The 24,390-nt window shown below is 64.6% G+C and carries 24 protein-coding genes; 11 read left to right on the top strand and 13 right to left on the bottom strand.

Annotation, left to right across the window (positions count from 1 at the left end):
• Nucleotides 1–510: 510 nt before the first annotated feature.
• Both ACE3OO_RS16295 and ACE3OO_RS16300 read left to right on the top strand, forming a co-directional pair.
• On the top strand, nt 511–1,911 hold the full coding sequence (locus ACE3OO_RS16295) for a hypothetical protein (RefSeq protein WP_374304493.1): 1,401 nt from the start codon (nt 511–513) through the stop codon (nt 1,909–1,911).
• A gap of 65 nt (nt 1,912–1,976) precedes the next feature.
• On the top strand, nt 1,977–2,663 hold the full coding sequence (locus ACE3OO_RS16300; protein ID WP_374304494.1) for an MBL fold metallo-hydrolase: 687 nt from the start codon (nt 1,977–1,979) through the stop codon (nt 2,661–2,663).
• Nucleotides 2,664–2,672: 9 nt separating this feature from the next.
• Here ACE3OO_RS16300 and ACE3OO_RS16305 read toward each other — a convergent pair whose 3' ends face one another.
• The 5 genes from ACE3OO_RS16305 to hppD all read right to left on the bottom strand — a co-directional run bounded on the left by ACE3OO_RS16305 (nt 2,673) and on the right by hppD (nt 7,369).
• On the bottom strand, nt 2,673–3,314 hold the full coding sequence (locus ACE3OO_RS16305) for a glutathione S-transferase family protein (protein ID WP_374304495.1): 642 nt from the start codon (nt 3,312–3,314) through the stop codon (nt 2,673–2,675).
• Between the two features lie 75 nt (nt 3,315–3,389).
• Nucleotides 3,390–3,830, bottom strand: coding sequence for an SRPBCC family protein (locus ACE3OO_RS16310; RefSeq protein ID WP_374304496.1), 441 nt, complete (start codon nt 3,828–3,830; stop codon nt 3,390–3,392).
• Between the two features lie 160 nt (nt 3,831–3,990).
• A complete protein-coding gene (locus ACE3OO_RS16315) occupies nt 3,991–4,977 on the bottom strand; it encodes a fumarylacetoacetate hydrolase family protein (RefSeq protein ID WP_374304497.1) in 987 nt (328 codons plus the stop codon).
• Nucleotides 4,978–5,110: 133 nt separating this feature from the next.
• The gene (locus tag ACE3OO_RS16320; RefSeq protein WP_374304498.1) at nt 5,111–6,277 is read right to left on the bottom strand and encodes a homogentisate 1,2-dioxygenase; all 1,167 of its coding nucleotides are present in this window, start codon (nt 6,275–6,277) and stop codon (nt 5,111–5,113) included.
• A gap of 24 nt (nt 6,278–6,301) precedes the next feature.
• A complete protein-coding gene (hppD, locus tag ACE3OO_RS16325; protein ID WP_374304499.1) occupies nt 6,302–7,369 on the bottom strand; it encodes a 4-hydroxyphenylpyruvate dioxygenase in 1,068 nt (355 codons plus the stop codon).
• Between the two features lie 100 nt (nt 7,370–7,469).
• On the opposite strand from hppD, the gene ACE3OO_RS16330 reads away from it, so the two are divergent.
• Nucleotides 7,470–7,925, top strand: a complete 456-nt coding sequence (locus ACE3OO_RS16330) for a MarR family winged helix-turn-helix transcriptional regulator (protein ID WP_374304500.1) — start codon at nt 7,470–7,472, stop codon at nt 7,923–7,925.
• 6 nt (nt 7,926–7,931) lie between these two features.
• Here the strand turns inward: ACE3OO_RS16330 and ACE3OO_RS16335 are convergent, their stop codons facing one another.
• Nucleotides 7,932–8,561 (bottom strand): DedA family protein, encoded by a 630-nt coding sequence (locus ACE3OO_RS16335; protein ID WP_374304501.1) that lies wholly within the window; start codon nt 8,559–8,561, stop codon nt 7,932–7,934.
• A gap of 22 nt (nt 8,562–8,583) precedes the next feature.
• Complete coding sequence (gene thiS, locus ACE3OO_RS16340; RefSeq protein WP_374304502.1) at nt 8,584–9,573, bottom strand: sulfur carrier protein ThiS; 990 nt, start codon at nt 9,571–9,573, stop codon at nt 8,584–8,586.
• 186 nt (nt 9,574–9,759) lie between these two features.
• On the opposite strand from thiS, the gene maiA reads away from it, so the two are divergent.
• A complete protein-coding gene (maiA, locus tag ACE3OO_RS16345) occupies nt 9,760–10,398 on the top strand; it encodes a maleylacetoacetate isomerase (protein ID WP_374304503.1) in 639 nt (212 codons plus the stop codon).
• Nucleotides 10,399–10,404: 6 nt separating this feature from the next.
• On the opposite strand, the gene gph is transcribed toward maiA, so the two are convergent.
• Nucleotides 10,405–11,073: a phosphoglycolate phosphatase gene (gene gph / locus ACE3OO_RS16350; protein ID WP_374304504.1), complete on the bottom strand. Its 669-nt coding sequence runs from the start codon at nt 11,071–11,073 to the stop codon at nt 10,405–10,407.
• 128 nt (nt 11,074–11,201) lie between these two features.
• Between gph and glmU the strand changes: the two genes are divergently transcribed.
• The 6 genes from glmU to ACE3OO_RS16380 are packed head-to-tail and all read left to right on the top strand — an operon-like array spanning nt 11,202 to nt 18,394.
• Nucleotides 11,202–12,596: a bifunctional UDP-N-acetylglucosamine diphosphorylase/glucosamine-1-phosphate N-acetyltransferase GlmU gene (glmU, locus tag ACE3OO_RS16355; RefSeq protein ID WP_374304505.1), complete on the top strand. Its 1,395-nt coding sequence runs from the start codon at nt 11,202–11,204 to the stop codon at nt 12,594–12,596.
• An 11-nt stretch (nt 12,597–12,607) separates the two neighbouring features.
• Nucleotides 12,608–14,434 (top strand): glutamine--fructose-6-phosphate transaminase (isomerizing), encoded by a 1,827-nt coding sequence (gene glmS, locus ACE3OO_RS16360; protein WP_374304506.1) that lies wholly within the window; start codon nt 12,608–12,610, stop codon nt 14,432–14,434.
• Between the two features lie 13 nt (nt 14,435–14,447).
• Complete coding sequence (locus ACE3OO_RS16365) at nt 14,448–15,056, top strand: tyrosine phosphatase family protein (protein WP_374304507.1); 609 nt, start codon at nt 14,448–14,450, stop codon at nt 15,054–15,056.
• Nucleotides 15,043–16,398: a glutathione-disulfide reductase gene (gene gor, locus ACE3OO_RS16370; RefSeq protein WP_374304508.1), complete on the top strand. Its 1,356-nt coding sequence runs from the start codon at nt 15,043–15,045 to the stop codon at nt 16,396–16,398. Before ACE3OO_RS16365 ends, gor begins: the two co-directional genes overlap by 14 nt.
• Nucleotides 16,398–16,940 carry a bifunctional adenosylcobinamide kinase/adenosylcobinamide-phosphate guanylyltransferase gene (cobU, locus tag ACE3OO_RS16375; protein ID WP_374304509.1) on the top strand — a complete coding sequence of 181 codons (543 nt, stop codon included), beginning with the start codon at nt 16,398–16,400 and terminating at the stop codon, nt 16,938–16,940. The genes gor and cobU overlap by 1 nt, the downstream gene beginning before the upstream one ends.
• Nucleotides 16,937–18,394, top strand: a complete 1,458-nt coding sequence (locus ACE3OO_RS16380; RefSeq protein ID WP_374304510.1) for a cobyric acid synthase — start codon at nt 16,937–16,939, stop codon at nt 18,392–18,394. Before cobU ends, ACE3OO_RS16380 begins: the two co-directional genes overlap by 4 nt.
• On the opposite strand, the gene cbiB is transcribed toward ACE3OO_RS16380, so the two are convergent.
• A complete protein-coding gene (gene cbiB / locus ACE3OO_RS16385) occupies nt 18,378–19,388 on the bottom strand; it encodes an adenosylcobinamide-phosphate synthase CbiB (protein WP_374304511.1) in 1,011 nt (336 codons plus the stop codon). The two genes, ACE3OO_RS16380 and cbiB, sit on opposite strands and share 17 nt — an antisense overlap.
• Between cbiB and cobD the strand changes: the two genes are divergently transcribed.
• Nucleotides 19,369–20,421 carry a threonine-phosphate decarboxylase CobD gene (gene cobD / locus ACE3OO_RS16390; RefSeq protein ID WP_374304512.1) on the top strand — a complete coding sequence of 351 codons (1,053 nt, stop codon included), beginning with the start codon at nt 19,369–19,371 and terminating at the stop codon, nt 20,419–20,421. The two genes, cbiB and cobD, sit on opposite strands and share 20 nt — an antisense overlap.
• A gap of 13 nt (nt 20,422–20,434) precedes the next feature.
• On the opposite strand, the gene ACE3OO_RS16395 is transcribed toward cobD, so the two are convergent.
• The 4 genes from ACE3OO_RS16395 to ACE3OO_RS16410 are packed head-to-tail and all read right to left on the bottom strand — an operon-like array spanning nt 20,435 to nt 24,269.
• Entirely contained in the window at nt 20,435–21,220 is a 786-nt protein-coding gene (locus tag ACE3OO_RS16395; RefSeq protein ID WP_374304513.1) for an ABC transporter permease, read from the bottom strand.
• Nucleotides 21,217–22,080, bottom strand: coding sequence for an ABC transporter permease (locus ACE3OO_RS16400; RefSeq protein ID WP_374304514.1), 864 nt, complete (start codon nt 22,078–22,080; stop codon nt 21,217–21,219). The genes ACE3OO_RS16395 and ACE3OO_RS16400 overlap by 4 nt, the downstream gene beginning before the upstream one ends.
• Nucleotide 22,081: 1 nt before the next feature.
• Nucleotides 22,082–23,158 (bottom strand): ABC transporter ATP-binding protein, encoded by a 1,077-nt coding sequence (locus ACE3OO_RS16405; RefSeq protein ID WP_374304515.1) that lies wholly within the window; start codon nt 23,156–23,158, stop codon nt 22,082–22,084.
• 4 nt (nt 23,159–23,162) lie between these two features.
• Nucleotides 23,163–24,269: a polyamine ABC transporter substrate-binding protein gene (locus tag ACE3OO_RS16410; RefSeq protein WP_374304516.1), complete on the bottom strand. Its 1,107-nt coding sequence runs from the start codon at nt 24,267–24,269 to the stop codon at nt 23,163–23,165.
• Between the last annotated feature and the right edge of the window lie 121 nt (nt 24,270–24,390).

Genomic DNA, 24,390 nt, shown 5'->3' on the forward strand with positions numbered 1-24,390 from the left:
TGCGCCATGAGATGTGATCGCTCCGAATGACCGGCATTTGCCGTACACCATCGCACCGCCCCGGGCAACCCGTTGATCATGCTGGGGAGGGGAGACCCGGCGTATGGCGGGGAATGGGGCCGGCGCGCCTATCGGCACGCCGGAGTCAGGCAGACAGCTATACCTACGAAAAGGCGAAAATGCATCTGATTGTCACTCATGGATGTGGAAAGCGATATTTATGACCAAAGACGGGATGTGCTCGTTTCAGTAGTAGCCTGCTTTGCGGGTAAGGTTAATGGCAAAATTCCAAGTGCACCGGATTATGGCCGTTTACAGACGATTTTCTCTGTAATTAACCATATAGAGCCTAGGTTGCAGGGGCAGCCGAAACTCCCGGAACTGCGGTATAGGCATAATTTATAGTTGTGCTAAAAACGCTTCATGGTTGATGCCGTGACGGGGCGGGCAGCGCTCGCCCTTCTGTCAGGACCATCCGCGGCGGACCAGCAGGGCAATCGGAAGAATCCGTTGCTGCCGACCCCGTTGAACCAGCCGGAAAAAACCGGCTTTCAGCGGGCGCCGGCGATTCTGCGTTTCGATACCCCCCGCGTCAGCGACAACACCTTTGCCGCTCTGCAAAACGGTGCCGTGCTGAGTGCCGTGCGCGAGGAGGTGACGCTGGAGGAGCGGGTCCGGCTGGAAACCGAACTCCGCCGCCGTATTCAGGTGATCGAGACCGGCGGCAACCCTGGCAGCCCGGGCACGCCTGACAGCACAAGCACCATCACGGTCACCGAGGGCAGGCTGGACCAGAATGCACTCGGCGCCCTGACCGAGCTGATCGAGCAGTTCCGGCGCGGCAGCGGCGAGTTGCCGTCGCGCTTCGTGCCGGCCCTGACGCGTGAGTTGCAGCAGTTCAGCGCCAGGGTTGGCAACGCGGAATCCGGCGATGCCCTGGCCGGCATCATCCGCCGCATCGAGAACAGCGTGATCGGCGAGGATGGCCTGCAGTTTTCCGATCTGTTCCGCGATCCGGGCCTGTTCATCAAGATTGCCGCCGGCCTGGGCGAATTCAGCAGCAGCACCAATCATCGCGCGGCCGATGCGTTGCGCGATGTGATCTTCCGGCTGGGCGATCGCAGGCTTTACGACGGCAATCCGCGCAACGATTCCCTGCGCGCCATCGGTTCGGCCATCGACCGTCTGGGCCGGGCGCTGGACGACGAGCCCAACGCCGTGCCCGCCCTGCAGGATTTCCTGCAACGCATCGGCGGCGAACCGGCCAACGGCAATGGCCGCTATGCGGCGCGCATTGCCGACGTGCTGGACCAGGCATTGAACGATATCCGCGGCGGGGCGCTTGACCTGGAGGCGATCCGTCGACTGGAGGCGGGACTGCAGGATATTTCGGCCCTGCAGGACATTGCCGGCAATGCCGATGACCGCCTGCGCCAGCAGGCTACCGATGGGTTGCAAAGCATTCTGGATCGTTATGCCAGCGTTACGAACACGACCCAGACGATCGTGACGCCCGGCCAGCCGGCGGTGCCGGCGACCCCGGGCGAGAAGACCCTGGTGATTACCGAGGAAACCAGGCTGGTGCCATCGGTGGAGATTGTGGAGCGCGTGGTGGCTGTTTATCAGGCGGCCCAGGAGCAGTTCAGGCCGCTGCAAAAACTGAGCGAACCGCCACCGCCGGTGCCGAACCTGCAGGCGCTGGTGACACCGTCCGACCGGGAGCGGGATGGTGACAAAGACCAGAACCGTTTCCGGATCGATAAAGATGACGATCGGCGCAAGAGCCGTTTTGGCTTCGATCCGATAACGGCCGACAATACCGCCCTGATCCCAAATCTGGGGGGCTATGGGCAAGCGGGTTCCGGTTTGTCCACGCTGGGATCTGGGCTCTATCTCGACAGCACGGCCTGAAAGGATAACGGGCCTTTTACCAGCCAGCGATTGCCAAGCGGCAATTTGCGGGCTAAGCCGGCACCATGACCGCCTCGACATCCTCTCCGCAGCTTCGCCTGCATGCCGAAATCAACCCCGTCACGCCGTTCCAGCAGAACTGCACGCTGATCTGGTGTCCGGAAACCATGCGTGGCGCCTTGGTGGATGCCGGTGGCGAGCCGGAGCAGTTGCTGGCCGCGGCCGAACGGCGCGGCGTGACGCTGGAAAAACTGCTGGTCACGCATGGGCATCTGGATCATGCCGGTGCGGTGAAGGATATCGCCGAACAGCTCAAGCTCCCCATCGAAGGGCCGCACCGCGACGACGCCTTCTGGATCGAGGGCATGCCGCAGGCCGCGCGGCAATACGGCTTTCCGCCCACGCGCAGTTTCACGCCTGACCGCTGGCTGGAAAATGGCGACACGGTGACGGTGGGGAATCTCGTTCTCGACGTCTATCACTGCCCCGGACATACGCCGGGCCATGTGGTGTTCGTGCATGCGCCGTCGCGCGTGGCCCTGGTGGGCGACGTGCTGTTCCAGGGCTCGATCGGCCGCACGGATTTCCCGCGCGGCAACCACGAGGATCTGATCCGCTCGATCCGCGAGCGGCTGTTTCCGCTGGGCGATGACATCACCTTTGTGCCTGGCCATGGCCCGCTCTCCACCTTCGGGCAGGAGCGGGCCAGCAATCCCTATGTTTCGGATCAGGCGCTGGGAATCGGCGCGTAAGGCGTTCGCTCACCGCCAGTGCGGCGGCCAGGTCTTGTCCATGATCGGCAGGGCGCGCATGCGCTGCTGCCAGGCGGCCATCTTTGGCGTGATCAGATCGGCCGGCACGGTGCCGGGCTTGCGGGTTTCGATGCGGCCCAGCATGGCGACGCTGGGATAAAGCGTGAAGTCGGCCGCCGAGGGGGCCCCGCCGCCCAGCCAGTCGCCAGTCAGCAGCTTTTCCCAATAGGCGAATTCCCCACGCAGGGCGGCAAGGCCCTTCGCCATGCGTTCGGCGGCATCGGGCAGGTTTGGTTCCAACAACGGACGGACCATCATCTCGACCGCTTCGACGAAATGGTTGTCGATCTCGCGGATCATGCGGCGCTGGATGGCGCGCTGGCGGATATCGGCGGGGAATAGCGCCGGGCCTTCGGGCCAGCGTTCGGCGATGTATTCGACGATGGCATTGGATTCGAAGATGGCGAAGCCGTCATCCACCAGGACCGGCACCTCGCCGCGCGGATTGATCGCCAGGAATTCCGGCGTCTTGTGCTCGCGCTTGTCGAAAGAGAGGATCTTCAGGTCGTAGCTCAGTCCCTTGTGCTCAAGCGCGAGCCAGACGCGCCAGGCAAAAGGCGAACCCGAACCATAATAGAATGTGAGCGCCATGATCCCCTCCCATGTGATGGCTGCGGCAGCATAGCCCAGCTAGAGGAGGGCGGAAGGATTTCAACGTGATGGCGGTCACATGGCCGTTTCGGCGCGTCGCTTGAGCGCGGCGTTCATCGCCTCGAAGCCGGCACGGGTGGTGGACTGTGCGCGGGCACCGAAGATCACCGGCAGCAGCAGGCCGGAAAACGACTCGCTGTGATGAAGGCGTGTGCGCGTTCCGCCGTCGAGCGCCTCAAGCCTGAAGCGGTGCTCGCCGTCGAACAGGCCTGGCAGCAGCAGGTGGCCGAGCCAGCGCAGCTCTTTTTCAGGTGTTACGGCCAGCAGACGCGGACGGAAGGTCATGCCGCTGCCGCCTGGCGGGCGGATATGCACGCGCAGTCGTTCGCCGGCCGCCAGCGGCCCCTCGATCCGGGGAATGAACGGGTTCCATTCGCCATAGGCGGCAAGGTCGGTCAGAATGGTCCAGACACGGGCCGGCGGCGCATCGACAAGGATTTCGGTGGTTATGTCCATGGCAGGCGATCGAGGTGAGCACTAGGCAATCACCACACCATACACGTCATGCCCGGGCTTGGCCCGGGCATCCACGAGTTTATTTTTTTTTACGAAGAAAGGCGTGGACGGCCGGCCATGAAGCTCTTTCTGGGCCCGGCCATGACGATTTGTGAATTGGTTACGGACCGGCGTATTTCACGACTTTCTGGTCGATCGCGCCGAAGATCGACTTGCCGGCGGTATCGAACATCTCGATGTGGACATGGTCGCCGAATTTCATGAACGGCGTCTTCGGCTTGCCCTCGTTGATCGTCTCGATCATGCGGATCTCGGCCAGGCAGGAGAAACCCTTCGAGGCGTCGCGGTTCGACACCGTGCCCGAGCCGACGATGCAGCCGGCCTTCAGGTTGCGCGTCTTGGCCGCATGGGCCACCAGGTCGGCCAGGCTGAATTGCATGTCGGCGCCGGCATCGGGTTCGCCGAACTTTTTGCCATTGAGATGCGTCACCAGCGGCCGGCAAACCTTCGAATCCTTCCAGGCGTCGCCCAACTCGTCGGGCGTGACGGCGACCGGCGAGAAGGCGGTGGAGGGCTTGCCGTGGAAGAAGCCAAACCCCTTGGCTAGTTCGGCCGGAATCAGATTGCGTAAGCTGACGTCGTTGACCAGCATCAGCAGGCGGATCTGTTTCGCGGCCTGGGCTGACGAGGACCCCATCGCCACGTCGCCAGTAATCGCGGCGACTTCGCCCTCGAAATCAATGCCATAGGCCTCGTCGGCCACCGGGATGTCGGCGGTGGGCGGCAGGAAGTCATCCGAGCCGCCCTGATACATCAGCGGATCGTGCAGGAATTCCGGCGGCATCTGGGCACCGCGCGCCTTGCGCACCAGTTCGACATGGTTGAGATAGGCCGAGCCATCGCACCATTGATAGGCGCGCGGCAGCGGCGAGGCGAGCTTGCTGGCATCGAAAACGATCGCGCCAGTCGCATCGCCCTTGTTCAGTGCGTCATACACGGCTTGCAGCTTGGGCGCCATCACGGCCCAGCAATCCAGCGCCATCTGCAGGGTGGGGCAGAGCTGATCCACCGGCAGCATGCGGCTGAGGTCGCGGCTGACCACGCAAAGGCGTCCGTCGCGGCCATGCCGCAGCGAGGCGAGTTTCATAATGGCGTCTCCCTGGATCGAAAATCTTAAATCGTCATGGCCGGACTTGCTCCGGCCATCCACGCCTTAAAGCAAGACGTGGATCCCCGGCCAAGAAGCATTCCTGGGCCCGGGGATGACGGGATATGTGGTGTTATTCCGCGGCCTGCTTGAAACCCTCGGGGTTCCAGGTGCCGACATAGCCCTTGAATTCGACGCTCTCGGCCGCCGAAGCGATATCGAGCGCGTCGCGGGTATCCAGCATCACCGCCACCTCGTCGGTTTCCTTGCGGGCAGCCTTGGCGCCGGCCGCAAAGGCCTTGGGGTGCGGACCATGGGGGAAGCCGCAGGGATGCACGGTGATCATGCCGGGATGGATGTTGTCGCGGCTGAAGAACTGGCCCTGGTGATAGAAGATCACCTCGTCGTAATCGTCGTTGTTGTGGAAGAACGGCACCTTCAGGGCTTCCGGATCGGATTCGATCGGACGCGGCACGAAAGTACAGACCACGAAGCGCGAGGCCAGGAAGGTGGTATGCGCGCTGGGCGGCAGGTGATAGCGATGGCTCATCAGCGGCCGGATGTCGCGCCAGTTCAGCTTCACCGTCGTCAGGTCGCCCTTCCAGCCCACCACGTCGAGCGGATTGAAGGGATAGGTGACGGTGGAAAGCTGGTCGCGGCGCTTGATCACCACGCGCCAGTTGCTGCCGCCCGAGACCGGGCCTTTCTTCTGCTGGGCGCGGAAGGGGTCGTCGATGCGCGGAATCTGCAGCACGCCGGGATCGAAGATGGCATGCGGCCCCAGCAGCCCCTTGTCGGGCAGGCGATAGCTGTCGTTGGTCGCCTCCATCATCAGGATCTTGCTGGGCGTTGCCGGCTCAAGCCGCCACATGGTGCCGCGCGGCAGCATGATGTAGTCGCCTTCGCCATATTCCATATGGCCGAAGTCGCAGAACAGCGCGCCGCTGCCCTCGTGCACGAACAGCAATTCGTCGCCATCGCCGTTGCGCACCAGATGATCCATCGCCTGCGCGATCAGCAGGTGACGGTATTTCACATGGGCATTGCCCATCAGCAGTTTTGCCTTCCACGGGCAGTCGACCGCGTCGGCGAATTTCGCCGTGTCGAAAGCGCGGGGCTTGAGCGGGCCTTCCCAGTCGATCCAGCCGGTGGGCGGATTCTGGTGATAGAGATGGGCTGCGGGGCCGAAGAAGCCTTCCTTGCCCATCTCGCGCTCAAAGGTGCCCTGGGGCAGGGCGACATGGGCCTGCCGCGCGGACTGGCCCTCGCTGTGGGTCATTGGAATCCATGTCTTGGCCATGGGGCGTTTCCTCCTGGACTTGTTTTAATTGGCTTTCAGCACGCCGCGACGGATCTGGTCGAGTTCAATCGATTCGAACAGGGCCTTGAAGTTGCCTTCACCGAAGCCTTCGTTGCCCTTGCGCTGGATGATCTCGAAGAAGATCGGACCGATCACGGTGTCGGTGAAGATCTGCAGCAGCAGGCCCTGGTTCTGCGTCGGCGCGCCGTCGATCAGGATCTGCAGTTCCTTCAGGCGCGCCAGATTCTCGCCATGACCCGGCACGCGGCCCTCGACCTGGTCATAATAGGTATCCAGCGTCGACTGGAACGGCACGTCGCGGCCACGCATGGTGCTGACCGTGGCATAGATGTCGTCAGTGCCCATCGCCACATGCTGGATGCCTTCGCCATGATAGGCGTGCAGGTATTCCACGATCTGCGATTTGTCGTCCGAGCTTTCATTGATCGGGATGCGAATCTTGCCGCAGGGGCTGGTCATCGCCTTGGATTTCAGGCCGGTGAGCTGGCCCTCGATGTCGAAATACTTGATCTCGCGGAAATTGAAGAGGCGTTCGTAGAATTCCGCCCATTCCGCCATGCGGCCCCGATGCACATTGTGGGTCAGGTGGTCGACATAGGTGAGGCCGACGCCCTTCGGATTGCGTTCCGCACCGGGCAGGGGCACGAAATCGACATCATAGATCGTGCCGCGCTCGCCGTAGCGATCAACGAGATAGATCAGGCTGTCGCCGATGCCCTTGATCGCGGGGATCGCCAGTTCCATGGGGCCGACATGCGGCTCGACACCCCAGGCACCAAGCTCGATGGCGCGCTTGTAGGCCTTGGCGGCATCCTTGACGCGGAAGGCCATGGCGCAGATGGACGGACCATGGATGCGGGCAAAGCTCTGGGCGAAGCTTTCCGGCTCGGCATTCAGGATGAAATTGACGTCGCCCTGGCGATAGAGCGTCACGTTCTTGGAGCGGTGCTTAGCCACCGCCTGGAAGCCCATCCGCTCAAACAGCGCGGCAAGCTTGTCGGGTTCGGGAGCGGCGTATTCGATGAATTCGAAGCCGTCGGTGCCCATCGGGTTGTCGAACAGGTCGGCCATGGAGATTATCCTCCCGGAAATCTGGATTGCGATTGAGTCGCATAATAGTTACATTTGCAACTATATTCAAGGGCCGATCATCGTCATGGGGGAACTGAAAATGGCCAAGGCGCCGCTGGCACTCGAGCGCTTTCTGCCCTACCGGCTGTCGGTATTGACCAATCGCGTCAGTGGCGCGCTGTCGCGCCATTATGCCGACCGTTTCGGCATCGGCATCCCGGAATGGCGGGTGATTGCGATTCTCGGCCGCTATGCGGGCCTGAGCGCCAATCAGGTGGCGGAGCGTTCTGCCATGGACAAGGTGACGGTCAGCCGCGCGGTGGCGGCACTGGAAGCCAAGGGCCTGCTGGATCGCGAGCGCGATGACGGCGACAAGCGCAAGTCGCGGCTCACGCTGTCGGGGCAGGGGCAAAAGGTCTATGCCGAGATCGCGCCGCTGGCGCTGGGTTTCGAGCGCGAGCTGCTGACGGTGCTGAGCGCCGAGGAAGCGGGCCAGCTGGACCGCATCATCGACAAGCTGAATGCGAAGATGGACGAGCTGGCTGCCGAGCGGTAAGCGACGTTACTCCGAAGCGGGCGGCACCACCTGCTTGGCCTGCTGGGCGGCGATCTGGGCTTCGAAGCGGGCCTTGCCACGACGATGCACCAGGAACAGCGTCACACCCACCACGGCGAAGATGGCCAGCATGATCAGGCCGAAATCCTTGGCGATGTCGCCGAGCATGGCTTCGAAGGCCACGCCGAGCAGATAGCCGGCCCAGGAAAAGGCATTCGCCCACAGGCCGGCGGCGATGAAATTCAGCGCGGCGAAGCGGGGCCAGGAAATCATGCTCATGCCCATCGCCAGCGACGAGAAGTTGCGCACGCCGTAGATGAAGCGGAAGCTGAGGATGAAGCCGACATGGTATTTGTGCAGCATGTCGAGGGCGACGTTGACGCCGCCCTGCAGCTTGGGAAAACGCTTGAGCAGGCGATGACCGTATTTGCGGCCGATCCAGAAATAGAGCTGGTCGCCGGCGAAGCTGCCAAGCCAGGCAGCCGCAATCAGCCAGTACATGTGCAGCATGCCCTGGCTGGCTGCCGCACCGGCGAAGATCACAAAGGTTTCACCTTCCAGGAATGTCCAGATGAAGGTGATGATATAGAACCACTCGCGATACTGCTCGATGAGGTGGTAGATATCGATATCCACTGGGCTCCCCCGTATCGCCGGTTCAGATCAGGCCGGCAAGCGGCGAGGAGGGGTCGGCATAGCGCCTTTTGGGCATGCGGCCGGCGAGGTAGGCCAGACGGCCGGCCTCGATAGCCAGTTTCATGGCCTGGGCCATGCGGATCGGATCCTTGGCCTCGGCGATGGCTGTGTTCATCAATACGCCGTCGCAGCCCAGTTCCATGGCGATTGCCGCATCGGATGCGGTGCCCACGCCGGCATCGACCAGCACGGGCACTTTCGCATTCTCGATGATGATGCGGATATTGACCGGGTTCTGGATGCCGAGGCCCGAGCCGATGGGGGCGGCCAGCGGCATGATCGCGCAGGCACCCAGGTCTTCCAGCTTCTTCGCCGCGATCGGATCGTCGGCGCAGTAGACCATCACGTCGAAGCCATCCTTCACCAGCAGCCTGGTGGCTTCCAGCGTGGCTTCCATGTCGGGATACAGCGTCTTCTGGTCGCCCAGCACTTCCAGCTTCACCAACTTCCAGCCGCCGGCCTCGCGGGCCAGCCGCAGGGTGCGCACGGCGTCGTCGGCGGTGAAGCAGCCGGCGGTGTTGGGCAGGTAGGTGTATTTCTTCGGGTCGACGTAATCGACCAGCATCGGCTGGTTCGGGTCGGTGACGTTCACGCGGCGCACGGCGACGGTGACGATCTCGGCGCCCGAGGCCTCGATGGCCAGCCTGGTCTGCTCGAAATCCTTGTACTTGCCGGTGCCGACCAGCAGGCGCGAGCGGAACCGCTTGCCCGCCACTTCGAAATAATCGTCTTCGGCGGGTTTCAGCGGGGCATTGCCGCCGCCGATGAAATGCACGATCTCGATCCTGTCGCCATCGTTCAGCGCGGTCTGGGCATAAGCCGAACGCGGCACGATTTCCCGATTGAGTTCGATGGCAATCTTGCGCGCATCAAGCGACAGGGCGGTCAGAAGCTCCGCCACCGTTGCTGCGCCGCCCATCTCGCGGGCTTCACCATTGATCGTCAACTGCATGCTCTGCGCTACCCTGCCTACGCGCGGTCTTGTTGGCCATATCGGTCAGATGGGGTCCGATGGGCGCGCAGACAATAGAGCGGGGGGCGCCGGCCGGGCAACCCTTCCATTGGTCCTATTTCCCCCGAAGGCTTTGTAACACAACGGTATTGCGCTACGATCCGGCCCTTTCCGGGAGGGTTTTACATGCTGCTGTACGGGTATTTCCGGTCCTCGGCTGCCTATCGGGTGCGGATCGCGCTCAATCTGAAGGGGCTGGCCTACGACAACCATTTCATCCACCTGCAGAAGAATGACCAGCTGTCGGAGGATTATGCCCGGCTGAACCCCCAGAAGCAGGTCCCCGCCCTGGTCGATGACGGCACGATGCTGACCCAGTCGCTGGCCATTATGGAATATCTGGACGAAACCCATCCGGATCCGGCCCTGCTGCCATCCGATCCGGCCGAGCGGGCCCGCGTGCGGGCGCTGGCACTCGCCATCGCCTGCGATATCCACCCGCTCAACAACCTTCGCGTGCTGCGTTACCTGGTCAAGGAAATGGGCCTGCCGGAGGAAAAGAAGAACCAGTGGTACCAGCACTGGATCGAAAACGGCTTTCAGGCGGTGGAGAAGATGCTGGCCGGCAGCCCGGCCACCGGCCGTTTCTGCCACGGCGACAGCCCGACCATGGCCGATATCTGCCTCGTGCCCCAGGTGGCCAATGCCCGCCGCTTCGACTGCGACCTCTCGGCTTTCCCGACGGTGGTGCGGATCGATGCCGAATGCCGCAAGCTGGAGGCCTTTGCGAAGGCAGCCCCGGACAAGCAGCCCGACGCCGAATGAGGCAGGTTATCCGCCCAGGGCGGCGATGGCTTCGGGCAGGTCGGCGAAATGGTCGATCAGGCGGTCGCCCCCCAGCTCGTGGGGCGGAATCCGCGTGTAGCCGAAACTGACCACCACGCAGGGCAGGCCGGCGGCCTTGGCGGCATTCACGTCGTTGGCGGAATCGCCCACCATCGCCGACCAGGAAAAATCGGCCCCCAGCCTGTCCAGCGTGCCATGGATATGACCGGGATCTGGCTTGCGGACCAGCAGGCTGTCGCCGCCGACAATGGCGCCGAAGAAACCGGTCAGGCCGAGCTGGTCGAGCAGGCTGCGGCTCAGGGCTTCCGGCTTGTTGGTGCAGACGGCCAGCGCGTAATCCTGTTCGGCCAGCGCGGCGAGGCAGGTGGCGACGCCGGGAAAGGGCCGGCTGGTATCGGCCAGATGGCGTCCGTAGTAGATCAGGAAATCCTTGAAGGCCGTCTCGAAGATATCCGGCTCCGGCATGCCGCCGCTGGCCCGGAAGCCCTTTTCCAGCAGCGCGCGCGCGCCGTCGCCGACCATGCTGCGCACGGCATCCAGGCCGATGATCGGCCGTCCGGCGCGGGTGAGGGCGTAGTCGGTGGCGGCTGCCAGGTCGGGCGCGGTATCGACCAGCGTACCATCGAGATCGAACAGAATTGCCTTGCGAGTCATGGTGTTACAATTCGAAAGACCCTGAAACAGACGGAAAGAGCATTTGATTTCCGTTGCCCCGGGCGGCTATGACACAGTCCCGCCGCGCCAGATGCGGCGAATCGCGTTTTTGTACACGGAACAGGTTGATGGCGAAACGGCCCCCAGCAAAGTCCAAGGCGGCAACACCCAAGGCGGCAAGGCAGGCGGTGGCCGTAGTGGTGCTGGCCGCCGGCCAGGGCACGCGGATGAAATCGCGCCTGCCCAAGGTGCTACACCCGGTGGCTGGCCGCGCAATGCTGCATCACGTGCTGGAGGCTGCCGCCAGCCTGAAGCCCGACCGCGTCATCGTCGTGACCGGCAAGGATCAGGCCGCCGTGGTGGATGCCGCCAGGCCGGCGCGTACAGTGGTGCAGCATCCGCCGCAGGGCACCGGCCATGCTGTGATGTCGGCGCTGCCGGCGCTGAAAGGTTTCAGGGGCGATGTGCTGGTGGTATTCGGCGATACGCCTCTGCTGACGGCCGACCTGCTCAAGGGCCTGGTGGCGGCCCGCCGGCATAAAAGCAACCCGGCAGCCGTGATCGTGGGTTTCCGGCCCGCCGACCCTGCCGCCTACGGCCGTCTGATCGTCGATGCCAAAGGCCAGTTGCAGAAGATCGTCGAATACAAGAATGCCTCGGCCGAGGAACGCGCGGTGCGGCTGTGCAATGCTGGTTTGATGGCACTGGATGGTGCGCGACTGCCGGCTCTGCTGAAGAAACTCAGCAACAGGAACGCCCAGGGCGAATACCTGCTGACCGACGTGGTCGAGCATGCCAATGCGCGGGGCTGGACCTGCCGCGTGGTGGAGGCCGACCCGGTCGAGGTGATGGGCATCAACACCCGCGCCGAACTGAGCATGGCCGAAGCCGCGATGCAGCAACGCCTGCGCCAGGCCGCGATGGCCAATGGCGTGACCATGATGGCGCCGGAAACGGTGTATCTGCGCAGCGACACAAAACTTGGCCGCGACATCGTGATCGAACCCTTCGTGGTGTTCGGCCCCGGCGTCAACGTTGCCGACGATGTGGTGATCCGCAGCCACAGCCATATCGAAGGCGCCAGCATCGCCTCGGGTGCCACGATCGGGCCGTTCGCCCGCCTGCGGCCCGGCGCCCGCATCGACGAGCAGGCGCATATCGGCAATTTCGTCGAGATCAAGAATGCCCGCGTGGAGAAGGGCGCCAAGGTCAACCACCTGACCTATATCGGCGACGCCCGCGTGGGCGCAAAAGCCAATGTCGGCGCCGGCACCATCACCTGCAATTACGATGGCTTCGACAAGCATTTTACCGATATCGGCGCCGGCGCCTTCATCGGCTCGAACTCGGCGCTGGTGGCGCCGGTGAAGGTCGGCGACGGCGCCATGGTGGCGGCCGGCAGCGTGGTGACGCGCGACGTGCCGGCGGATGCCCTGGCCGTGGCGCGTGGTCGTCAGGATGACAAGCCCGGCTTTGCCGCGAAATTCCGTGCCGCCAAGGCGGCGCGGAAGAAGAAAAAATAGGAGCAGGGCGTATGTGCGGAATTGTCGGCGTCGTCGGCACGCGGAATGTGGTCCCCCTGCTGATCGACGGCCTGAAGCGGTTGGAATATCGCGGCTATGATTCCGCCGGCGTCGCCACGCTGAGCGACAAGGGCATGATCGAGCGGTGTCGTGCCGAAGGCAAGATCGTCAACCTGGAAGGCAGGCTGAGCGAGCGGCCCCTGCAGGGTTTGATCGGCATTGCCCATACCCGCTGGGCCACCCATGGCGCGCCGAACGAGGCGAATGCCCATCCTCATGCCACCGAACGCGTTGCGCTGGTGCATAACGGCATCATCGAGAATTACCGCGAACTGGCCGAAGAGTTGATAGCCAAGGGGCAGACCTTCCAGAGCCAGACCGATACCGAAGTCGCCATGCGGCTGATCGACCAGTATCTGGTCGAGGGTCTGGCCCCCGAAGCGGCCGTGAAGGCTGCGTTGGGGCGCCTGCGCGGTGCCTTCGCATTGGGCATCCTGTTCCATGGCAAGGACGACCTGCTGATCGGTGCCCGTCGTGGCGCGCCGCTGGCTGTGGGTTTCGGCAAGGGCGAGATGTATCTCGGCTCCGATGCCCTGGCGCTGGCACCGCTGACCGACAGGATCGCCTATCTGGAAGAGGGCGACTGGGTGGTTTTAAGTCGTGGGTCGGCGCGCTTTTTCGATGCCGACAACAATCCGGTCGAACGTGCCGTGCGGCCCACCGCGATCAGCGGCGCCATGATCGGCAAGGGCAATTACCGCCACTACATGCAGAAGGAAATCTACGAGCAGCCGGCGGTGATGGGCGATACCATCAACACCGTGGTCAGCCCGACTGACCGCTGGGTGCATCTGCCCGATCTGGGGCTGGATCTGGCGCAGATCAGCCGCATCACCATCGTCGCCTGCGGCACCTCGTATTATTCCGGCCTGGTGGCGAAATACTGGCTGGAGCGCTACGCCCGCATCAATGTCGAGGTGGATGTCGCCTCCGAGTTCCGCTATCGCGAGGCACCGGTCGATCCGAAGGGCCTGTCGATCTTCATCTCGCAATCGGGTGAGACGGCCGACACCCTCGCCGCCTTGCGTTACGTCAAGCAGAATGGCGGGCGGACGCTGGTTATCGTCAACGTGCCGGAAAGCAGCATGGCGCGCGAAGCCGATGGCGTGCTGCCGACCAAGGCCGGCCCAGAGATCGGCGTGGCCTCGACCAAGGCCTTCACCTGCCAGCTCGTCACGCTGGCAGCCTTCAGCCTCGCTGTGGCGCAGGCCCGCAAGGCATTGGGGCAGGATGAAGCCGCTCGTCTGATGGCCGCCTTGATCGAGGTGCCGGCACGGGCCGCCGAGGTGCTGAATCACGACGACGACCTGCAGGCCCTGGCCGAGCAGATCATGGATGCGCGTGACGTGCTGTATATCGGTCGCGGCTCCTGCTTCCCGTTGGCGCTGGAAGGCGCGCTGAAGCTCAAGGAAATTTCCTATATTCATGCCGAAGGCTATGCCGCCGGCGAGTTGAAGCATGGCCCGATCGCCCTGATCGACGAGCAGGTGCCGGTGATCGTGATCGCGCCGAGCGACAGCCTGTTCGAGAAGACCATTTCCAACATGCAGGAGGTGATGGCGCGCGGCGGCAGGGTCATCTTCATGTCGGACAAGAAGGGTTTTGCCCATATCGACGAGCGCACCTTCGCCACGGTGGAACTGCCGGAAGTCGAACCTTTTGTGGCGCCGATTCTGTATGCCATTCCGGTGCAGTTGCTGGCCTATCACGTGGCTGTGCTGAAGGGCACCGACGTCGACCAGCCGCGCAACCTGGCCAAGTCGGTGACGGTGGAATGAAGAGGAATTTGGAATGAGTCCTGTTGTCGCGCGGCGCCTGCTGCCTTTTCGCCTCAGCATCTGCGGCGTGGCGGAACTGCATCACTTCGCCGGCGACGTGACGCATATCCTCGGAATCCTCGATCCCGGCACACCGCCGCCCGAGGGCTATACCCATCATCCGGCGGCCCGGCGCAACGAATTCCGCTTCTATGACATCGTGACACCCAGCGAGGGCCGCGATCTGCCGGGCGAGCGGGATGTGGCCGCCATCCTGGAGGTGGGCGAGCGTCTGGCCGCGGATCGCGTGGATCACCTGCTGGTGCATTGCTTCGCCGGTGTGTCGCGCTCCACGGCGGCGGCTGTCAGCCTGATGGCGCAGCGCAATCCCGGCCGCGAGACGGATATTTTCGCCACCCTGGCCGAAATCCGGCCGCAGGCCTGGCCTAATACGGTCATGATCCGCCATGCCGACCGTCTGCTGGGCCGGGGCGGCGCGCTTGTCGAAGCCCTGCGGCTGCACCACATTGCCACAGCCCATCGGTATCCCGAGGTTCGGACCTTGATCTCCAGCGTCGGTCGTGGGCATGAATTGCCTGCGGAATATGCTGCGGAAGGATCCGGCCCTCATGAGCCAGTATGATTTCGACCTCTTTGTGATCGGTGGCGGGTCCGGCGGCGTGCGCGCCGGGCGCATCGCGGCAGGTTATGGCGCCCGCGTCGCGGTGGCCGAGGAATACCGCTATGGCGGCACCTGCGTGATCCGTGGCTGCGTGCCAAAGAAACTGCTGGTCTATGGCTCGGAATTCTCCCACGCCTTCGAGGATGCCGCCGGTTTCGGCTGGAGCGTCGGCGAGAGCCGCTTCGACTGGCCGGCGATGATCGCCGCCAAGGACAAGGAAATCGGCCGGCTCGAGAAAATCTATCGCGGCCTGTTCGAGAATGCCGGCGCGAAGACCTTTGACGGTCGCGCCACCCTGAAGGATGCCCATACCGTCCTGATCAATGACAGGCCCGTCACGGCGGGCACGATCCTGATCGCCACCGGCGGCCATCCGGTCAAACCGTCCGTTCCCGGCGCCGAGCTGATGATCACCTCCAACGAGGCGTTTCACCTGAAGGAGATGCCGAAGCGGATCATCGTGATCGGCGGCGGTTATATCGCCTGCGAGTTCGCCGGCATCTTCAATGGCTTCGGCGCGAAGGTGACGCAGCTCTATCGCGGCGAGCAGATTCTGCGCGGCTTCGATCACGATATCCGCAGCCATCTGGCTGCCGAGCTGATCAAAAGCGGCATTGACCTGAAGGTCAAAACCGATGTCACGAAGATCGAGAAGGTGGCCGGCGGCCTGCTGGTGCATCTGACCGATGGCAGCACGATGGAAGTCGATGCCGTGATGGCCGCCACCGGCCGCAAGCCCAATACCGATGGCCTTGGGCTGGAAGCCGTCGGCGTGAAGACCGATGGCGATGGCGCGGTGGTGGTGGACGAGTATTCACGCTCCAGCGTTGCCAACATCTATGCCGTGGGCGATGTCACCAACCGCATCAACCTGACTCCGGTGGCGATCCGCGAAGGCCATGCCTTCGCCGATACCGTATTCGGCAACAAGCCGCGCAAGGCCGATCATAACGACGTGCCGGCCGCCGTGTTTAGCCAGCCCGGCGTCGGCACGGTGGGCCTGAGCGAGGAGGATGCACGCAAGACCTACGGCGAGGTGGATGTCTACCGCACCACGTTCCGGCCGATGCGCGCCACTGTGTCTGGTCGCGATGAGCGCATCCTGATGAAGCTGGTGGTGGATGCGAAGTCTGATCGTGTGGTCGGCGCCCATATGGTGGGACCGGAAGCCGGCGAGATCATCCAGGGCATTGCCATCGCCATCAAGGCCAAGGCCACCAAGGCCGATTTCGATGCCACCGTGGGCATTCATCCCACCGCGGCCGAGGAATTCGTCACCCTGCGCGAGAAGGTGAAGGCGTAATGTCTTCTGTGCGCGCCGATGCGAAGATCACCCTGATCCTCGGCGGTGCGCGTTCGGGCAAGTCGCGGCTGGCCGAGGAATTGGCGCAAAAGCGTAGCGGCAGGCTGGTCTATGTCGCCACGGCGGAAGCCTGGGACGAGGAGATGCGCGCCCGCATCGCCGAGCACAAGGCACGGCGCGGCGACCGCTGGCACGATATCGAGGCGCCGATCGCGATTGCCGAGGTGCTGCGGACCTTGCACGCCAATCAAGCCGGGGGGGATACCGGCGCGGTGCTGATCGACTGCATGACGTTGTGGCTGTCCAACCTCATGCATGCCAACCGCGACATCGCAACGGAAACCGCCGGCCTGCTGGCCGCTCTCGATGCCGTGCGGTTTCCCGTGCTGCTGGTCTCCAACGAGGTTGGTCTCGGTATCGTGCCGGACAATAAACTGGCGCGCGATTTCCGCGACCATCAGGGCCGCCTGAACCAGGCGCTTGCGGCGCGGGCCGACCATGCCGTGTTCATGGCTGCGGGCTTACCGCTGGTTCTGAAATGACCGCGCGCTGTCTGATGTTCCAGGGCACCGGCTCGGATGTGGGCAAGTCGGTGCTCTGTGCCGGCGTGATCCGCGCCCTGGTGAAGCGCGGCCACAGCGTACGGCCGTTCAAGCCGCAGAATATGTCGAATAATGCGGCCGTCACGGCCGATGGCGGCGAGATCGGCCGCGCCCAGGCCCTGCAGGCGCGTGCCGCCGGGGTGGCGCCAAGCGTGCATATGAATCCGGTGCTGCTGAAGCCGCAGGGCGACCGCACCAGCCAGATCGTGGTGCAGGGCCGCATCCATGGCAGCACCGATGCGCGCGGCTACCTGGCGAAGAAGGCTGAGCTGTGGCCCTTCGTCGCCGAGAGTTTCGGCAAACTGAAGCAGGGCGCCGATTTCGTCGTGGTGGAAGGCGCCGGCTCGCCGGCCGAGGTGAACCTGCGCGCCAACGACATCGCCAATATGGGCTTCGCCACCCGCGCCGATGTTCCGGTCGTGCTGGTGGGCGATATCGACCGGGGCGGCGTGATCGCCTCGCTGGTCGGCACGGCGGCCCTGCTGGAACCGGAAGAGGCGGCGCAGGTGGCCGGATTCCTGATCAACAAGTTCCGTGGCGATGTCAGCCTGTTTGATGGCGGTCTGCAGATCATCACCCAGCACACCGGCTGGCGCAGCTTCGGCGTGCTGCCGCATCTGCCCGAGGTGGCACGTCTGCCGGCCGAGGACAGCATGGCGCTGGATGATGTCGCAGTCACCGACGGCGGCATCGTCATCGCCGTGCCGCGTCTGGCCCATATCGCCAATTTTGACGATTTCGATCCGCTGCGGCAGCAGCCGGGCGTGAAGCTGGTGTTCGTGCCGGCTGGGCAGCCACTGCCGGCCGATGCCACGCTGGTGATCCTGCCCGGATCGAAGGCCACCATCGCCGACCTGAAATTCCTGCGCGAACAGGGTTGGGACGTGGATCTTGCCGGTCATCTGCGGCGCGGCGGGCGGGTGCTGGGCATCTGCGGCGGCTATCAGATGCTCGGCCGCATGGTGAGCGATCCCGAGGGCATCGAGGGTGCACCGGAAACCGTGACAGGCCTCGGCCTGCTCGATGTCGAAACCGTACTGACCGGCGGCAAGGCCCTGCACGAAACGCAGGGCTTCGAGCGTTTCACCGGCGAGACCGTGCGCGGTTATGAGATGCATGTCGGCCGTACCACCGGCCCCGATGCCGAACGGCCCTTGCTGCGGCTGGACAACCGGCATGATGGCGCCGTCTCCGCCGATGGCAGCATTGCCGGCTGCTATCTGCATGGCCTGTTTGCATCCGATGCCTTCCGCGCCGCGTATCTGACGCTGCTGGGCGGGCGCGATGTGGCGCCGGGCAATTACGAGGCCGGGGTGGACAGCGCGCTGGACGCGCTGGCTGCCGCCATCGAGCGGCATCTGGATGTCGATGCGCTGATCAGCGCAGCGCGATAGCCGCCAGCACGGCGCCACCCAACAGCAGCAGGCAGGCGACGACAAAGAGCCGCAGCGCGCGGCGGATATCGGCCGCCGTGGCATTCTCGCGGCCATGCCCCATCCAGTGATCCTCGACCCAGCGTTCGCCATAGCGGCGCGGTCCGGCCAGCTTCAGGCCCAGCGCGCCGGCCATGGCCGCTTCGGGCCAGCCGGCATTGGGCGATTTGTGCTGGCCGGCATCGCGCTCGACGGCGGCGAAGGCATCGCCCGGCGCAGCTTTCGGCGTGAGCAGCGCGGCAAGGATCAGCAGCAGGGCCGAAAGCCGCGAGGCCGGCAGGTTCAGCAGATCGTCGAACCGTGCCGCCGCCCAGCCAAAGGCACGATACTTGTCGTTCTTGTGGCCGATCATGCTGTCGGCGGTGTTGGTGGCCTTGTACAGCACGATGCCAGGCAGGCCGAGCAGGGCGAGCCAGAAGGCTGGCGCCACCACGCCGTCGGAGAAATTCTCGGCCAGGCTTTCGATGGCGGCGCGGCTCACGCCATGTTCGTCCAGGCTTTCGGGATCGCGGCCGACGATCATCGCCACGGCCTTTCGGCCGCCGGCCAGGCCATCCTGTTCCAGTCCACGCGCCACGGCGGCGACGTGGTCATACAGGCTGCGCTGGGCAATCAGGCTGGCGGCCAGCAGGCCCTCGATCAGCCAGCCCCAGGGCAGGGTGCGCAGGAATGCACTGATCGCGATTGCCACGCCGACGCAGGCGATGAGCAGGAGCAGCAGGGCGACGATGCCGGCCATCTGCCGCTGCCAGATACGCCAGGCCGGACGGTTCAGGCCGCGATCGAGCAGGCCGATCAGCGCACCGATCCACACCACCGGGTGGCGGATGGCGCGGTAGAGCGTATCCGGCCAGCCGAAAGCGGCATCGAGTCCGAGCGCGATGACGAGGAGCCAGAGGTTGATCGCAGCCGGGTACACCGTAAGATCGCCGCCAATGAAAGACGACACCACCATGGGCGAGGCTTCGCCATCCCGTCAACCGGCCTCCGGGGATATGCCGCCGGTTCATGGCGGCGATCTCAGTACGCTGAAAACCGCGCCGGGCGCCTTCGCCGGCGATTGGCTGGACCTCAGCACCGGCATCAATCCGTTTGCCTATCCGTTGCCGCCGCTGTCGCCCGACGATTGGACGCGGCTGCCGGCCGCTGCCGCGCTGGATGATCTGCTGGCGGCGGCAAGCATAGCCTATGGCTGCCCGGCCGGGGTCGGCATCGTCGCGCTGCCCGGCACACAGGCGGCGATCCAGTTGCTGCCGCGCCTGTTCGCGCCCGCGCCCGCGCGGGTGACGGTGCTGGGGCCCACCTATGCCGAGCATGCCTATGCCTGGCGGCTGCTGGGCCATCGCGTGACCGAGCTTGACGGGCTGCCCGGCACGCTGGCCGATACCGATATCCTGGTCGTGGTGAATCCGAACAACCCCGATGGCCGCACGCTGGGGCCCGATCTGCTGCGGCGCTGGCGGCAGGAACTGGCAGGCAGGGGCGGCTGGCTGGTCGTGGACGAGGCATTCGCGGATGTGGTGCCGGAGGCCAGCCTCTCCGGCAATGCCGGCGATGCTGGCCTGATCATCCTACGCTCGTTTGGCAAGTTCTTTGGCCTGGCCGGTTTGCGGCTGGGTTTCGTGCTGGGGCAGCCGGCCCTCACCGAAGCCTTGCGCGCGTCTCTTGGACCATGGGTGGTGAGTGGCCCGGCGCTGACGATTGGCGCCGTGGCGCTGAACGATACGGCATGGCAGGCCGCCATGCGGGATGAGTTGCGCGCCCGGGCGCAGCGCTTCGATCTCGCCATGCGCGAACGCGGCATCCACGTGCTGGGCGGCACCAGCCTGTATCGTCTGGCCAAGGTGCCCGAAGCCGCGAAACTGGCGGCGGCGCTGCGGCAGCAGGGCGTGCATGTGCGCATTTTTGAGCGCCAGCCGCACTGGATACGGTTTGGCCTGCCGGCCGGCGAAACGGAATTCTGGCGCCGCTTCGACGCGGCGCGCTGATCAGCGCCAGGATTCAGTGCCTGGGCAGGTTGCGCTTGTAGAGCAGGCTGGCGGCGATGACGCAGAGGCTGACCAGCGCCAGCATGATGGTCGAGATCGCGTTGATCTCGGGCGAGACGCCCAGCCGCACGGCACTATAGACGCGCACCGGCAATGTCGTGGCGCCGGGGCCGTTGACGAAGGATGCGATCACCACGTCATCCAGCGACAGCGTGAAAGCCAGCAGCCAGCTTGCCACCAGCGCCGGCAGCAGGCTGGGCACCGTCACCAGCAGGAAGGCCGAGACCGGCCCGGCACCGAGGTCGCGCGCGGCGGCTTCCAGGTTGGGATCGAGGCTCACCAGCTTCGACTGGATGATCACCAGCGCAAAGGCGGTGCCAAAGGTGGCATGGGCCAGCGCCACGGTGAGCAGGCCGCGCTCGAGATCGAGGGCGACGAAGAGCATCAGCGCGGAAACGCCGAGGATCACCTCGGGCAGCACCATCGGCGCCAGCATCAGGCCGCCGAATACCTGCCGGCCGGGAAAGCGGCCGAGTCGGGTGAGCGCCAGCGCGCCCAGCGTGCCGAGCAGGGTGGCCAGCGTGGCGGCGGCGACGGCGATCTGCAGGGAATGCAGCGCAGCCTCCAGATAGGCGGGGTTGGAAAACAGCACGCCATACCAGTGCAGCGAAAAGCCGCCCCAGACCGTGACCAGCTTGGAGGCGTTGAAGGAGAAGATCACCACCAGCAGGATCGGCAGGTAGAGGAAGGCCAGGCCGAAGGCCAAAGCCGCGAGGTTGATGCCGCTGAAACGCCTCATCGTGTGCGGCCCCCCAGTTCCAGCCGCTGCAGCCACAAAGCGGGCCCGAGCAGCAGCAGGGTAAGCAGCACCGCCAGCGCGCTCGCCATCGTCCAGTCGCGGTTGGAGAAGAATTCGGTCCACAATGTCTGGCCCAGCATGATGGTGGCCGAGCCGCCGAGCAGGTCAGGGATCACGAATTCGCCGACCATGGGGATGAACACCATCAGTCCGGCCGCGATAAGCCCCGGCCGCGCCAGCGGCAGGGTGACCAGCCAGAAGGCCTGCAGCGGCGAGGCGCCGAGGTCGACCGCGGCCTCGGTGAGTTTCGGCGACTGGCCGACCAGGCTGGCATAGATCGGCAGGATGGCGAACGGCAGATAGGAATAGGTCATGCCCAGGGCCACGCCGAAGCCGGTGTTGATCATCACCAGCGGTTCATCGATCAGGCCGAGCCAGATCAGCGCGGCATTGATCAGGCCCTCGGGCTTGAGCAGCGCGATCCAGGCATAGACCCGGATCAGGAAGGAGGTCCAGAAGGGCAGGATGATCAGCACCAGCAGGAAAGGCTGCCAGCGCGGCGCGGCGCGCTCCACCGCACGGGCGATGGCGAGGCCGAGCGTGAGGCAACAGATGGTGCCGATACCGGCATAAAGCAGGCTGTTGCCCAGCGCGCGCAGATACAGCGCATCGGCCATCAGCAGGGTGTAGTTGCCGAAGTGGATTCTCAGCGCGCCATCGGCAAACAGCGGCGTGTAGGGCGGCTGGGCCATCTGCGGTTCGGCGAAGCTGATCTTCAGCACCATCAGCAGCGGCACGGCGACCAGCAGCGCGGTCCACAGGGCCGGCAGGGCGATCAGGACAAAACCGCGCCGGGTCATCTCAGTCGGCCAGCGGGATCACGGCGGCCGCTTCCCATTGCAGCCAGACGGTCTGGTCCAGTTCCAGCAGCGGCTCGTGGATGGCGTTGAGCTGCGAGGCCTTGAGGATGCGGCCATCGGCCAGCTTGGCCGCAATCGTGGTCATGTCGCCGATATACTCGATATCGGTGATGACGCCCGAGGCGGTGTTGGGCGCGGCGGGCAGGGGCTCGCGCGAGATCTCGATCTGCTCCAGCCGCAGGCCGAGCAGCTGTCGGCCGCCGGCCGTGCGCGGCGTGGCATCGGCGGGGAACCGCAGGTCGAGGCTGCCGGCCTTCGCCAGCACAAGGTCGCCGCTTTCCGCCTGCACCTCGGCGTCGAACAGGTTGATGTCGCACATCAGGCTGGCGACGAAGCGATCCACCGGCCGGTCGTAGATGCGGCGGGGCGCGTCGATCTGGCGGAAGCGGCCGTGCTGCATCACGGCGATGCGGTCGGCCAGCGCCATGGCCTCGTCATTGTCGTGGGTGACGAACACGAAGGCGATGCCGGTCTGGCGGTTCAGCCGGCGCAACTCTGCCTGGGTCTGCTGGCGCAGGCGCTTGTCGAGCGCGCCGAGCGGTTCATCGAGCAGCAGCAGGCGCGGCCGTTTCACCAGCGCACGGGCCAAGGCCACGCGCTGCTGCTGGCCGCCGGACAGCTGGTCGGGCTTGCGGCCGGCGAAGCCGGCAATCTCCAGCATCGCCATGGCCTCGTCCACGCGCGTCGTGATCTCGGCCGCTGGCAGGGCCTCGCGGCGCAGGCCGAAGGCGATGTTGTCGCGCACCGAAAGATGCGGAAACAGCGCATAGGACTGGAACATCATGTTCACCGGCCGGCGATGGGCGGGCAGGGCGGTGATGTCCTGCCCGTCCAGCAGAATCCGGCCGCCATCGGGCAGTTCCAGGCCGGCGATCATGCGCAGCAGGGTGGACTTGCCGCAGCCCGATGGGCCGAGCAGGACCAGGATTTCCCCGGCCTCGACATTCAGGTCGATGGCGTCGACCGCCGTTTCGCCACCATACTGCTTGGTGACGCCGCGCAGCTCCAGCAGCGCCATGATCTCAGTTGCCGCCCTTCACGCGGGTCCAGGCGCGGGTCAGCAGACGCTGTTCGCTCTGGTTGAAGGGCTGCACGGTATACAGCGTCTTGATGATCTCGGCGGTGGGGAACACGTCCTTGTCGGCCATGGCCTCCTTCGAGACCAGCGACAGCGAGGCCGGCACGGCATTGGGGTACTGCACGGCGTTGGTGATTTTCGCGATCACCTTGGGCTGCAGGATGTAGTTGATGAAGGCATGGGCGTTGTCGGGGTTCGGCGCATCGGCGGGGATCGCCATCACATCGAACCACTGCTGCGCGCCTTCCTTCGGCAGCAGGTATTGCACGCGCACGCCCTTCTTGGCCTCTTCGGCGCGGGTGCGGGCCTGCAGGATGTCGCCCGAGAAGCCATAGGCCAGGCAGGCATCGCCATTGGCCAGGTCGTTGATGTACTGCGAGGAATGGAACTTGCGGATATAGGGCCGCACCTTCATCAGGGCCGCCTCGGCCTTGGCGATGCTGTCGGCATCCTTGGCATTGGGATCGAGGCCGAGATATTTCAGCGCCGCGGTCATCAGCTCGTCGGGCGCGTCCAGCACCACCACACCGCAATCGGCGACCTTCGACACGACAGCGGGATCGAACAGCATGCGCAGGCTGTTGGCCGGCGGGTTGGGCAGGCGCTGCTTGATCTTGTCGGGGTTCAGGCCGATGCCGCTGGTGCCCCACAGATAGATGGCGGCATGCTTGTTTTCGGGGTCGAACTTCGCCAGCCGCTGCATCAGCTCGAGGTCGAGGTTCTTCAGGTTGGGGATCTTGGCCTTGTCGAGCGGCTTGAGCAGTTTGGCCTGCACCTGGCGGGCCATGTAGTATTGCGTCGGCACCACGATGTCGTAGCCGGTCTTGCCGGCCAGCAGCTTGGATTCCAGCGTGTCGTTGGAGTCGTAGACGTCGTAGCGCACGCGGATGCCGGTCTCGGCCTCGAAATCCTTCAGCACCTGCGGATCGATGTAATCCGACCAGTTGTAGACATTCACCACCTTGTCCTGGGCCCGGGCAGGCCCGGCGAGGCCGGCCAAAAGGGCAAGAGCGGCGGCGGCAAGGATGGCGAAAGGACGGCTGTGGCGCATGGTCGACTCCCCGTGAATGGCCGAATTATGACAAGAGCCAGGGGCGGCAGCAATGCCGTATGCCGCAATGCAGCAGGGCCCCGGCCTGCCTGTTTCCTGCGGCCCAACCCTGTGGATTGTC

Origin of the sequence: Ferrovibrio sp. (assembly GCF_041906005.1) — a bacterium.
Taxonomy (GTDB): domain Bacteria; phylum Pseudomonadota; class Alphaproteobacteria; order Ferrovibrionales; family Ferrovibrionaceae; genus Ferrovibrio.

What these genes read in the sequence shown, in the direction of transcription:
- ACE3OO_RS16300 (WP_374304494.1), top strand. Translation starts at nt 1,977, where the DNA reads ATGACCGCCTCGACATCCTCTCCGCAGCTTCGCCTGCATGCCGAAATC.
- ACE3OO_RS16305 (WP_374304495.1), bottom strand. Translation starts at nt 3,314, where the DNA reads ATGGCGCTCACATTCTATTATGGTTCGGGTTCGCCTTTTGCCTGGCGC.
- ACE3OO_RS16310 (WP_374304496.1), bottom strand. Translation starts at nt 3,830, where the DNA reads ATGGACATAACCACCGAAATCCTTGTCGATGCGCCGCCGGCCCGTGTC.
- ACE3OO_RS16315 (WP_374304497.1), bottom strand. Translation starts at nt 4,977, where the DNA reads ATGAAACTCGCCTCGCTGCGGCATGGCCGCGACGGACGCCTTTGCGTG.
- ACE3OO_RS16320 (WP_374304498.1), bottom strand. Translation starts at nt 6,277, where the DNA reads ATGGCCAAGACATGGATTCCAATGACCCACAGCGAGGGCCAGTCCGCG.
- hppD (WP_374304499.1), bottom strand. Translation starts at nt 7,369, where the DNA reads ATGGCCGACCTGTTCGACAACCCGATGGGCACCGACGGCTTCGAATTC.
- ACE3OO_RS16330 (WP_374304500.1), top strand. Translation starts at nt 7,470, where the DNA reads ATGGCCAAGGCGCCGCTGGCACTCGAGCGCTTTCTGCCCTACCGGCTG.
- thiS (WP_374304502.1), bottom strand. Translation starts at nt 9,573, where the DNA reads ATGCAGTTGACGATCAATGGTGAAGCCCGCGAGATGGGCGGCGCAGCA.
- maiA (WP_374304503.1), top strand. Translation starts at nt 9,760, where the DNA reads ATGCTGCTGTACGGGTATTTCCGGTCCTCGGCTGCCTATCGGGTGCGG.
- gph (WP_374304504.1), bottom strand. Translation starts at nt 11,073, where the DNA reads ATGACTCGCAAGGCAATTCTGTTCGATCTCGATGGTACGCTGGTCGAT.
- glmU (WP_374304505.1), top strand. Translation starts at nt 11,202, where the DNA reads ATGGCGAAACGGCCCCCAGCAAAGTCCAAGGCGGCAACACCCAAGGCG.
- glmS (WP_374304506.1), top strand. Translation starts at nt 12,608, where the DNA reads ATGTGCGGAATTGTCGGCGTCGTCGGCACGCGGAATGTGGTCCCCCTG.
- ACE3OO_RS16365 (WP_374304507.1), top strand. Translation starts at nt 14,448, where the DNA reads ATGAGTCCTGTTGTCGCGCGGCGCCTGCTGCCTTTTCGCCTCAGCATC.
- gor (WP_374304508.1), top strand. Translation starts at nt 15,043, where the DNA reads ATGAGCCAGTATGATTTCGACCTCTTTGTGATCGGTGGCGGGTCCGGC.
- cobU (WP_374304509.1), top strand. Translation starts at nt 16,398, where the DNA reads ATGTCTTCTGTGCGCGCCGATGCGAAGATCACCCTGATCCTCGGCGGT.
- ACE3OO_RS16380 (WP_374304510.1), top strand. Translation starts at nt 16,937, where the DNA reads ATGACCGCGCGCTGTCTGATGTTCCAGGGCACCGGCTCGGATGTGGGC.
- cobD (WP_374304512.1), top strand. Translation starts at nt 19,369, where the DNA reads ATGAAAGACGACACCACCATGGGCGAGGCTTCGCCATCCCGTCAACCG.
- cbiB (WP_374304511.1), bottom strand. Translation starts at nt 19,388, where the DNA reads ATGGTGGTGTCGTCTTTCATTGGCGGCGATCTTACGGTGTACCCGGCT.
- ACE3OO_RS16395 (WP_374304513.1), bottom strand. Translation starts at nt 21,220, where the DNA reads ATGAGGCGTTTCAGCGGCATCAACCTCGCGGCTTTGGCCTTCGGCCTG.
- ACE3OO_RS16400 (WP_374304514.1), bottom strand. Translation starts at nt 22,080, where the DNA reads ATGACCCGGCGCGGTTTTGTCCTGATCGCCCTGCCGGCCCTGTGGACC.
- ACE3OO_RS16405 (WP_374304515.1), bottom strand. Translation starts at nt 23,158, where the DNA reads ATGGCGCTGCTGGAGCTGCGCGGCGTCACCAAGCAGTATGGTGGCGAA.
- ACE3OO_RS16410 (WP_374304516.1), bottom strand. Translation starts at nt 24,269, where the DNA reads ATGCGCCACAGCCGTCCTTTCGCCATCCTTGCCGCCGCCGCTCTTGCC.